Raw genomic sequence first — 12,001 nt, forward strand, 5'->3', positions numbered from 1 at the left:
TCGGTGTTTCTGTTATTGCTACGCTTATACTATCTGCCATGTAATGTTAAAACCACACTCTTTCGCCTGATTCTGATAGTAATTTAATTCTTTCCAATTCTTATTGACAATAATCTTACATGAAATTTTAAATCCCGGCATAAAGTCAAATCCGGATCCCAAGTCATCCTGATCACAGATCAACAATGAATTGCGAACATCCAATTCTTTTATTCCACTGTCTCCAAATATTACATCCCTCAACTTTGCCTGATTTGACAAGTCTAATTTCGACAGCTTTGTCGTTCCTCGTACATATACCGTCACTAATTCGCGGCAATTTTGTACGTTTAAGGATGTAATCTTGGTCTGTGACGCATTTAGGTGCTTCAATGCCGTATACTTTCTTAAATCCAGCGAGGATATCTTAGTCTCACTACAATCAAGTTCCTCTATAGCACTTGGATTAGGAACGGATAACATCTTAGAAACTTTCGTATTCCGGTATCTCAAAACCTTTAATTTTTTATTAGCAGAAAGATCCATCTTAGATATTTTGCTGTCACTAATATCCAACTCTTCCAACTTTTTATTTTTCTTCACTGAAAGCGTTGTTATTTTTGAACCGCCCACTCTAAGCTCTCGTAAATTTTTCATTTTACTGACATTAAGTTTCTTAATCGATCCGCTATAGTTTAACTTTAATACACGTAATCCATTCGTGCCGTTCAAATTAACTTTCTTTAACTGACTAACCTCCAAATCCACACTACGTAATTTTTTGCAATTTTGTGCCAATATGTTTTTTAATGCAACCGGATAATTGCCTTGTGCAATAAGTCGTACAGATGAATCAGAAACATTAAGTTTGTTATAATGGCCTTGATCCAAATGAATTCGATCCAGTTTCTTAAAGCCATGAAAATCAAGTGTACATGGCATTTTTTCTACTGCAAAATAAACATCGTGTAAATTCTTAGACAGTTTTATTTTTCTTACTGTTGTCGCTGCAAGATTAAGAGATCTTAATTTTTTATTCTTACTAAGATCAATAGACTTAACATTAACAGCATACAAGTCTAATGAACGCAAATTTGTAAAATACTGTACTCCTTTCAAAGAAATACTTTTACTTTTCTTAGAATCTACGTTTAAGTATTTTATGCCCTTTATCTCTGCTTTACTTAACTTTCCGTCTTTATTCTTGTCATAACTTTTACGCAGTTCCTTTCGCAAAGCCTTACTAGGAAAATTCTTTTGCGTTATACTGATTTGACGGCTGGAGGCCGCCTCACTATAATTACCTGTTTGCGACATTACTGCTAATGCCATCGCTCCAATCATCATACATTTCAATAATTTTCTCATGATTTATTCCCCTTTCTTTTCTCATGATTTATTCCCCTTTCTTTTCCCAAAGATTACTAGCTAAAATTCCTTTGTCCCATATACTGGACTGCACTATTTCTCAACTACTTTTATTTTCCATTTCTTCGCCAGTTTCTTGATCCATTTTTTGTCTGCCTTTCGAAGCTTTTTGTTGATGACGAGTTTCTTTGGTACACCATTTTTTCCTTTATGAAGAGTATATTCATTTGTGATCTGTCTCTTGCGTACATAATTATTCATCACCTTCCACGCAGACACATCAAGCGTTCCAACAGCGCCTTGGCTAGAATATCCCGTATACACGTTATAAACTCCATCTGCTATATCCATATCGCGTGTATATCGATTTGCAAAATACGAATCAACCAATTCATAATAGCCAGACCAACCTTTCGTCTGAACTTTCGGATAAATCACTTTTCCTGTTTTTTTGTTGGAAAGATCCAAATAATGCAGATTTTTATTATGGCTTAGATCCAATGTGTTCACTGTAGAACATGCTGTTCTCAGACTGAACAATTTCGGACAATTTACAAAGCTTAACTTCTTCACTTTTTTTCCATAATACTGTATATGCTGCAGTGATTTGCTTTTTATGGAAATATTGGTCGTGGCATTATTAATCATGCCAAGTTCGGTCAGCTGCGTACATTTGCTAATATTTAATTTGCTCGTTTTATCTCCAATAAATAAACGTTGTAATTTTATTGCACCGGAAGCATTCATCGACTTTATTGCTGTACCGTACAAATGCAGCTCCTTTAATGCAGATGCGCTCTGGGATCCCTTTTTCAATGTCACTTTTGTCAAAGACGGTATACCGCACGCATATACTCGTTTTAATCGCTTCATTTGAGACAGATCAAGCGTTTTATATTTCGCCTTTGTCTGCATACATTCTTTTCCTAATGATAAGTACATTTGCTGTGGCTCTCCTAACCACAACTCCTGCAATGTATTTTTCAATGGGCTGACATCAATACTCTTCAAAGTGCAGTTAATAACATAAAGTTTTTTAAGATTCATTTTTGTCAGTGGTTTAAGATTTAATGCACTAATCTTACAATCTTCCAAGCTCAACGTTTCTAGCTTGGTGGTACTCAAAGGCGTAAGATCCATTTGCTGTGCCGGCATATTTTCAAGAACAAGATATTTCAAAGAACTGTTCTTAAGTGCTGTCAGATCAAGTTTTGTTTTGCTGTTGCCACGCAAATACAGCGATTCTAACTTAGGAAAACAAGCCGACAGATTATCCCCTCTGTAGTCCCATCCTTTCTCAATACCGCCCGCAGCCTGATAGTGCAGGTCCAATTTCAAAGAATGGATATTTCCAAATAGCTGCATTCCCGTAAAATCAATTTTGCTGCTTTCCTTATAATTCTGTGAAATCCGCAGATCCGTATAAGAAAAGGTTGTTACTTTAGCCCTCTCTTCATCAGAGAGTATCCCATCTTTATTTATGTCATATTTATCGACGGATGCCCGGACACAAGCATCTGGGAATGTTTTCTCATCAATCTTTACGGATGCTGCATCTACATGGTTACCGGCACCAAACAAAATTCCTGCCGCCAACAATGCGCTTGCCAAAAACCATTTTACGTTTCTCATATATATCACCCTCTCTTTCATCTCTTAATGAGCTTTGCTCCAGCTTTCTTAGTTGTTTTTTTCAGTTTCTGAACAAGTTTTTTGTTCATCTTTTTGCTGATAACAATCTTTGTCTTGCGAAGCTTTCCTGTGATCTTTACGCTCTTTAACTTCTTATTTTTACTCAGATTGATTTGTCCGATTGCTTTTTGTGTCGTATCGGTAAGCTGCAGCTGCTTTAATTTTTTGCAGCCTGTTACATTTACTTTTTGGATGTTAGCTGTTGTAATGTCCAAACGCTTTGCGTTCGGAAAACATTTTCCAAGCGGCTTGCTCTTAGCCGCAAATTTACCATTAATGCAAACACGTTTGACCTTTGGCGCACTGACGGTACATTCCAGACTGCCATCTTCATCATCCAATAAGACATCTACACTTTCCAGCGTTTTAGATGTGCCGGTCAACTTCACTTTCTGTCCACCATACGAACGTATCACTAATTCCTTTACCTTTGGAAAACATTGAAAGAAATTATCCGCTCTAAAATTCCAATCTCCCTGCACTCTTCCTCCGATATTGTACCTGAGATCCAGCGTTACTGATGTGATATTCGAAAAGTTCTGCATACCGCTAAAATCAACCGCCTGCCCTCCATCTAAGCCGTAACGAAAGAATGTCTTTCCCGTAACAACAAAATACGTAACACCTGCTTTTTCTGCCTCTGGCAAATAATATGTTGAATGTGCCGTGTCATACTCGCACATTTCCTGCACGTAATGGTAAACATACGGATCAGGAAATGTCTTCTCATTCAAGTTGATATTTGCCGCATCTGCTGTTCCTCCTGCAAAGCAGGCGATTCCTAACGCTGCTATCGTACTTAAGATTATTTTTTTCCATTGGATCATATAAAACCCCTCCTTTGATATTAATCAACAATTACTAGCTAGAATTCCTTTGACTGTTCACTTATTATTACAGCAAATCTAATTTCCACCGTCAATACATTCCGCGTAATCTTAAGAATTCTTAAGAATTAACCTCAATATCACAGAAACGGATACCATTGCACGGCATCCGTTTCTTGATTATTTCAATACAATTTCTTAAACCCATATACTGGACTGCACTATTTCTCAACTACTTTTACATGCCACTTCTTAGCAAACTTTTTGATCCATTTCTTGTCTGCTTTGCGAAGCTTTTTGTTGATAACGAGTTTCTTTGTTGTTGAGTTGCATAATGTTTTAACCTGATATTTTTTTACTTTTACAGGCATCTTACGATATTTACTAACATCTACTGTAATACCATACCCGGTATATCGGCATTTTTCAGCACGATCATACTGTTTATAGGATGTATTAAGCTGTTTCGAATTGCTCAATTTAGGTAATATAATCTTCTTAAATCTTGCCTTTCTATTAGCATGAAAGTACACCAATTTTTTATTTTTGCTTAGATCCAAATTTCCCATCGATGCCTTTGATTTCCGATCAATTGTCAGCCCGATAAGATTTGGACATCCGGTAACGTTAATTTTTTGTATAACCTTACTGCTTACATCCAAATATTTTAAGCTTCTGTTTTTAATAATAAGCTTCTTCAAAGAATTACTGTCAATGAGCAGCTTCTTTAACCGCTTGCACTGATTGATATTCAAATTCGTAAGTTTACCGCCTACATATACTTCCTCTAAATTAGGTACCACAGATAAATTTAATGATTTTATCTTGTTATTCACAAGATGAATCGTTTTTAATTTATTTAGTTCACATTTCCCCTTGGAATCCTTGACAACAAGGCGTTCTAAGCTGCCGGCATTACATACTTCCAATGTTTCAAGCTTTCTCATATGAGAAATATCTATTGTTTTTAGTGTTGTCATTTCTTCCAACGGATTGCTATTCTGTTGCAAATCTTGCCAACTATTAGCTACATCTAAGCGTTTTAATGTGTCTTTGTAAATCGAAAGATCAAATATTTTATTGCCACCATAATACGCAATTGATATCTGTTCCACTCTCTTAAATCCATAAATCTCTTTCTCTAAATCCTTTACATAATTCATCTGCACAACTCTCGCATTCGGAAAACATTTTCCCCAATCCTGACTGTAACCGCAAAGCTTAGTATGCCCATTTAACGTCGAACACACTGTCAATTGTTCTACTGACGTTATTGGTGCATTAACAGAAACATTAGATGCAGCAATTTCCAAATGCTTTAGATTTCTGTTTGCTGTGGAAAGCGTTACCTGTCCTGTGGCAAATAGATTCAATTTTTCAACATACGGAAACACAGAGAATATATCCGTATTTTTACAATTCCAATATTTGCAGTTATACTTTCCCCCTTGAAAAAGCTGTTCAATTGTAACCTGTTTAAGATTTGTAAAAATCTCCATTCCGGTAAAATCTATTTCCATTCCGGAAGTAACTCCATATGTATACAGATTTTGTCCATTCCAATCCAGCTTAGTCACTGCTTTAATTTCAGCATCAGAAAGTTCTCCATCGCGATTTGTGTCCTGCTTGTTTGCGAAAGTACGAACACATGCATTCGGAAATGTCTTCTCATCAATTTTAACTGATGCCGCATCTGCTGTTCCTCCTGCAAAGCAGGCGATTCCTAACGCTGCTATCGTACTTAAGATTATTTTTTTCCATTGGATCATAATGACCACTCCTTCCTGTTATTATGAATTTTTTTGTTTCCCTTATACCGCAACATAGCAGCATAAGGGATATTACTTTTTTTCTTTGATACATTTAGTACACCAAATATTAATTACAAAATCAATAGTTTGAACGCAATCTTAAGAATTCTTAAGAATTGAAACAGCTCCTACCAATGTGATAATTTTTCCCATGCGGCATCAATATCACACTGTAGCATAATCACTAAAACTATGTTATGCCGTATTGGTATTTCCTCCTTTCTTTTGTTGCAGATATCCTAGCACACTTTTTATGATTGCGAACAAAAAACTTTTGAACGGTCGTTTTTTGCCGGTGAACGGTCAATTTTACAATTTTGTCATTTCATACGTCTTGTTTTCTATTGCTTTTTGTATTACTGACTATTCCAAAAATCATGGAACAAAGTACTATAAACAAGGCAAAATTGATTTCTTTCACATAACATGTCAAAGAATTCCACTTTAAGATTAGTGAGATGCTGTAAATTGCAACTATATATCTGCAAGTCTTTTTCTTTTCGATCTTTCTTTGCTCACTATCTAATGGTTTATTTATACTATCAACCGGAGATAACAGAATAATAATTGCAGATATCAGTGCCATGAACCGCAGATTATCAAAGGTATCAGGAAGTCTCTCTGAGACAAATACTACAGTCAAATAGTATATTATAGATAATCCAAAACACACTTTGGCAGTGTTGGCATGCCAACCACCACCATGACTGCGCATCGGAATTACTATTCCTATAATTACTCTATCTTATATAATGACTTCATTTCACTAACTTATATTTAATATGATATTTCTTGGCATATTTGTACGCATAACTTCCCTTCTTCACATATAAAGTAAGTTTTTTGCATCCACGAAAAGCTGTTTTATCTATCTTTTTAACGGATTTAGGAATTGTTAGTTTGCGAAGGCTTTTGCAGTTACGAAACGTATTTATTCCTATATAGGTACATTTCTTAGGTATATTTACTTTCCGCAATTTTACACAGTCTGCAAACATTCGAGCGTTTAATCTTGTTATACCATTATACAACTTCGCAGTTTTCAAAGAACGACAACCACTGAACATTTCCTCATTTATTTTGTTTTTATTCATATATTTCCACGTTTTTGCATTCGGCAAAAATCCTTTACCTTGAATATATGCAGATTTCAGACTGGTACATCCCTTAAATAATGCATTTGTATACTGCACATTTGGAGACAGCTTTATATTCGTGAGAGCTCGTGCATTTTTAAATGCAGCCTGTGAATATATACACTTTCTATGATTCTTCACAAAATCCGGCAAATTTTTCATTCTCTTGCATAGATAAAATGCCTGTCGACCCACAAATCGTACATTTTGTCCACCGGTCACTTCTGTTAAATTGGGATTTCCCCAAAATGCCTGTCGTCCGATATACTGAACATCTTTTCCTAAGTCAACTTTACGCAAATGAGACATTCCGGATAATGCAGAATCATCAATAATCTCGATTCCGTTGGGTACTATCAACTGTTCCCACTTCTTCCCTCTAACATAAAACAATTCCTTCACTGGCAAATTATGAAATACTTTGGGAACAATGAACTCTTTGGCAGAAGATGTATCCAACACCATTAGTCTAACTGCTGTCTTGTTACGTATTAATGAATATTCATAAATTCCATCCTTAATCCATTCGGATTCATTACTGGATGGCACTGCATAATCCACAATACTAGGTTCATATCTTCCTACGTCATCTCTTGCCCCTGCCTTCTGTCCCATACAGCCAATTCCCATCAGCAAACTTATTGCGAATAATATACACTTTTTAAAACTTAAATTCATAACTTATCCTCCCATCTTAACCAAAGATTACTAGCTAGAATTCCTTTGACTGTTCACTTATTATTACAGCAAATCTAATTTCCATCGTCAATGCATTCCGCGTAATCTTAATAATTCTTAAGAATTAAACCATATCCTGCCAATGTGACGATTTTCCCCATGCGGCATCAATACTGTAGCATAATTAATAAAACTATATTATGCCGTATTGGTATTCCTCCTCATATAATGACTTTATTTCACTAACTTATATTTAATATGATATTTCTTGGCATATTTGTGCGCATAACTTCCCTTCTTCACATATAAAGTAAGTTTTTTGCATCCACGAAAAGCTGTTTTGTCTATCTTTTTAACAGATTTAGGAATTGTTAGTTTACGAAGGCTTTTGCAGTTACGAAACGTATTTATTCCTATATAGGTACATTTCTTAGGTATATTTACTTTCCGCAATTTTACACATCCGCTAAACATTCCATAGTTTAATTTTGTTATACCATTATATAGCTTCACAGTTTTCAAAGAGCGGCAATCCGAAAACATCTCATTGTTGATATATTCCGGTAACATTGCATGCCATATCTTCTTATTGATACGGAAACCAGCACCTTTTACTTCCGCATATTTTAAATCAGTACATTTTTTAAACATTGTTAATGTATAATCTGCATCTTTTGGCAATACCACCTTTTTTAAGGACTTCATGTTACGAAAAATAGCTCGATAATATTTACAGTTTTTTCCATTATAAACGAACTCCGGCAAATTCTTCATTTTAACCAGACCATCAAAGGCGCATCTGCCAACAAATCGCACGTCTTCTCCGCCAGTCACTTTCTGTAAACGCTTATTATATGCAAATGCCCATGAACCAATGTATTGAACATCCTTCCCTAAGTGTATTTTTTTTAAGTATGGATTTGCTTTTGCTGCTTGATGATCAATGACCTCAATTCCATCAGAAATTACCAGTGTTTCTGCTTTTCCTGCATCTACAAATGCTAATTCTTTAACCGGAAGTCCATGAAACTGCGACGGCACAATGATCTTTTTGGTATGTTGCGGTTTCACTATCATCAATTTTATCGCTGTTTTGTTACGAATTAACGCATATTCATAAATTCCATCTGTCTTCCACTCTGTTTCCTGCTTTGCAGGTGTTGCATAGTCTGTCACATATGGTTCAAATCCAAGATCTGCATCACTTGCCTGCACCTTTTCCTGATTCACACTTAAGCCCCCTGCAATAACAGCTAATATCAGAACAATACTTATGATACCTTTTTTTAACCTCATATTCCCTTCCTCCTTTTACATTATTTTTTTATCTTACTATACCAAGCCTTTTGACTGTTCACTTTTGTCGCAACATTCTCGCCTTATCGACATGATTTATAACGGTATTTCATTCCGTACTTTTTCGCAAACTTCTCTGCAGCACTTCCTTTATCTACGGTCAATGTAAGATTTTTGCTACCATAAAAAGCCCATTGATCAATGTTTTTAACGGTTTTTGGCACATACAGACTACGAAGATTCTTGCATTTACCAAAAGCCAGCGGTCCAATCGTACGACATCCTTTTGGTATATTGACCTTTTTAAGATTACTGCAGCGCAAAAATGCTGATTTGCCAATTACTTTACACTTCTTTGAAACGGTCACCTTTTGAAGACTCTTACAATTTAAGAATGCGCCCTCTCCAATGTATCTGCATTGTGTTGGTATATTCACCTTCTTCAAACGAATACAATTAGCAAATATTTGTTCATTTAAATGTGTAATATTGTTAGTCAATGTCACCTTCTGCAGTTTACGGCAATTCTTAAACATTGCACGATTCACTGCTGTGTTCGTCATGGTTTTCCACTTTTGCTTATTCGGCTTATATCCAACACCTTCCACACGTGCTGTCTTAAGCTGGTCACAATTTTTAAATGTTGCAACAGTATATTTCATAGTTTGTGGAACAACAACATTTCGCAAACCTTTTGCTTTCATAAATATAGCCTGACCATATACACAGTTTTTGTTCGTTTTTACAAATGCTGGAAGTTTTGTTATTCCATAACATTCAGCAAAAGCACCTCTTCCCAGAAATTTAATGTTTTGTCCACCAGTGATCTTAGTTAGTTTTCTGCCACGCGGAAAAGCATATTCACCGATATATTCCACGTCCTTGCCGATGCATATCTCTTTTAAATGTGATAATCCCATAAATGCCTTGGCATCAATCACCTCGATACCATCTGAAACAATCAACTTTTCCCATTTTACATCACTGTCCACACAACCAATTTCTTTTACGGGAATACCATTGATTTTTGTTGGGATAACGCCTGTTTTCTCCGTGCCGCTGTTTACATAAATCTTCGCTGCTGTTTTATTACGGATTAAGCAATACGAATAATTACCGATATGAGACATATTTTTCTCATCTACATTTGCTTTTGCCGGCGTAGCATAAGATGCCTTTGCACGGTCTGGTTCATATGCTGAAGTGACTGTCGCCGTAACACTGCTACAGATTAGCGCTAAACTCAATGCCATGATACCAAAACATTTTCTTTTCATTTTTACCACCATTCCTTTCTAAAAATCCCTTTTATAATTTCTCAACTACTTTTACGTGCCATTTCTTAGCAAACTTCTTGATCCATTTTTTGTCTGCTTTTCGAAGCTTTTTGTTGATGATGATCTTCTTTGTCGCACACTTTTCATGATCAAAATCACCATACCCAAACATACATCTCTTCACCGTTTTGTTGAGCGATGTCCATGCAGATATATCTAATATCTTGGTTGGATATTCCAAAGTATATCCAACATACTCCTTATATACTCCTTTTGCATCCGGATCATTTTTATACTCATCCAGATTTTTATAATAATTCGTTTCCACCAGATCGCAGCAATCATGCCATCCCTTTGTGGAAACCTTTGGATACACAACCTTTCCCGTCTTTTTACTGTTCAAGGTCATATAATGCAGTCTTTTATTTGACCTCAGATTTACGGTTCCAACCTTAGTGCATTTGATTGATAATGTGTATAATTTAGGACATTTTGAAAAACTTAATTTCTTTAATGTTTTTCCCTGATACTGTATATGCTGCACTGAGCTGCTCTTAATTGTAGCTGCCTGTTTCGAGCCGAGATTAATTACTCCAATTTCTTTCAGTTTTTTGCATTTATCAACAGTCAATTTTCTGATCCGGTCACCTACAAACAAACGCTTCAGATTTTTGGCTGCCGTGGCATCCAATGTTCTTATTCCGGTGCCGTATAAATGCAGCTCCAACAAAGAGCGAATACCCTGTTTCGTTTTGGTATCTTTTAATTTCACAGTCTTCAACGAAGCCACGCCACAGGCATAAACACGTTTGAGCTTTTTCATCTTGGACAGATCTAACAATTGATATTTTGGCTTGGTCTGCTTATGATTTATTTCTTCCCAAAAATAAGTATTTTGCAATGTTCCCAGCCATAATTCTGTCAACGTGTTTTTCAACGGGCTCACATCAATCTTTTTCAGCGGACAATTGATCACATATAATTTGTGCAATGGTGATGTCGCCAATGGTTGAAAGTTCAAAGAATTCACTCCACAATCTTTTAAACTAAGTACCTTCAACTTACACGTTTTGAGTGGCGAAAGATCCATTGATCTGCAAGCAGCTCGTTCAACGCTCAAACTATAAATCGGGTTATTCTTTAACGGTGAAAAGTTCAAAGACGTAATCGCTTTTCCTGACAAGTACAATGTTTGCAAACCTTTGAACCCAGCTAACGTATTGTTGCCTCCAATATTAGTCTCTTCTAATATCACTTCTGATGCATCCGGGAAATATTGACCATAGGATTTCTTAGTATCCGTAAATTTCCCACATATTTCCACATTTTGCGCATTCGGTGCATACAAAGAGTAATCCAGTTTTCCATTTTGCAAAGCATAAAGGGAAATTTTCCTTGCATTTACAGCGGTTCCTTTTAACGATATTGTCTGATTACCATACCAATAAATTGAAATTCTCTGTGCATTTGGAAAACACTGCGTCAAATTGTCAGCGCGATAATTCCAGTATTTGTACGAGTTATTCTTTGCCTTATATCGCAAATCCAAATAGATCGAATTGATGTCTGTGAAATTTTGCATGCCCTCAAAGTCAACACAATGACCTTCTGTATAGTGCTGCGCAAGCGCCGAATCAAAGTCGATCCCTGTCACCTTGTCTCTTTCCTGATCGGACAAAATTCCATCTTTATTTTTGTCATACTGTGCTACTGCTGTACGTACACAAACATCCGGAAATGTCTTCTCATCAATTTTAACCGATGCCGCATCTGCTGTTCCTCCTGCAAAGCAGGCGATTCCTATCGCTGCTATTGTACTTAAGATTAATTTTTTCCATTGGATCATAATGATCACTCCTTCCTGCTATTATGAAATTTTTTGTTTTCCTTATACCGCAACATAGCAGCATAAGGGATATTGCTTTTTGTCTTTGATA

General features: G+C 36.1%; 9 protein-coding genes. All 9 read right to left on the minus strand.

The genetic code is table 11. The annotated features are described in order from the left end of the window. Positions 1-24: 24 nt before the first annotated feature. Entirely contained in the window at positions 25-1,347 is a 1,323-nt protein-coding gene (locus tag ACSAJE_RS08400) for a leucine-rich repeat domain-containing protein (protein WP_458008814.1), read from the minus strand. Positions 1,348-1,440: 93 nt separating this feature from the next. Beyond that, complete coding sequence (locus ACSAJE_RS08405; protein WP_458008815.1) at positions 1,441-2,979, minus strand: hypothetical protein; 1,539 nt, start codon at positions 2,977-2,979, stop codon at positions 1,441-1,443. A gap of 17 nt (positions 2,980-2,996) precedes the next feature. Then, positions 2,997-3,866, minus strand: coding sequence for a hypothetical protein (locus tag ACSAJE_RS08410; protein ID WP_118691389.1), 870 nt, complete (start codon positions 3,864-3,866; stop codon positions 2,997-2,999). Positions 3,867-4,087: 221 nt separating this feature from the next. Next, positions 4,088-5,635: a hypothetical protein gene (locus ACSAJE_RS08415; RefSeq protein ID WP_458008816.1), complete on the minus strand. Its 1,548-nt coding sequence runs from the start codon at positions 5,633-5,635 to the stop codon at positions 4,088-4,090. A 367-nt stretch (positions 5,636-6,002) separates the two neighbouring features. Continuing rightward, complete coding sequence (locus ACSAJE_RS08420) at positions 6,003-6,413, minus strand: accessory gene regulator B family protein (protein WP_458010061.1); 411 nt, start codon at positions 6,411-6,413, stop codon at positions 6,003-6,005. 22 nt (positions 6,414-6,435) lie between these two features. Next, the gene (locus ACSAJE_RS08425; protein WP_118697941.1) at positions 6,436-7,491 is read right to left on the minus strand and encodes a leucine-rich repeat domain-containing protein; all 1,056 of its coding nucleotides are present in this window, start codon (positions 7,489-7,491) and stop codon (positions 6,436-6,438) included. Between the two features lie 234 nt (positions 7,492-7,725). Next, positions 7,726-8,787, minus strand: coding sequence for a leucine-rich repeat protein (locus tag ACSAJE_RS08430; protein ID WP_458008817.1), 1,062 nt, complete (start codon positions 8,785-8,787; stop codon positions 7,726-7,728). Between the two features lie 83 nt (positions 8,788-8,870). Continuing rightward, positions 8,871-10,064, minus strand: a complete 1,194-nt coding sequence (locus ACSAJE_RS08435) for a leucine-rich repeat domain-containing protein (RefSeq protein ID WP_182448273.1) — start codon at positions 10,062-10,064, stop codon at positions 8,871-8,873. A gap of 31 nt (positions 10,065-10,095) precedes the next feature. Continuing rightward, positions 10,096-11,910, minus strand: coding sequence for a leucine-rich repeat domain-containing protein (locus ACSAJE_RS08440; RefSeq protein WP_118690696.1), 1,815 nt, complete (start codon positions 11,908-11,910; stop codon positions 10,096-10,098). Positions 11,911-12,001 lie beyond the last annotated feature (91 nt).

This window comes from Jutongia sp. SJQ-6 (genome assembly GCF_054161275.1).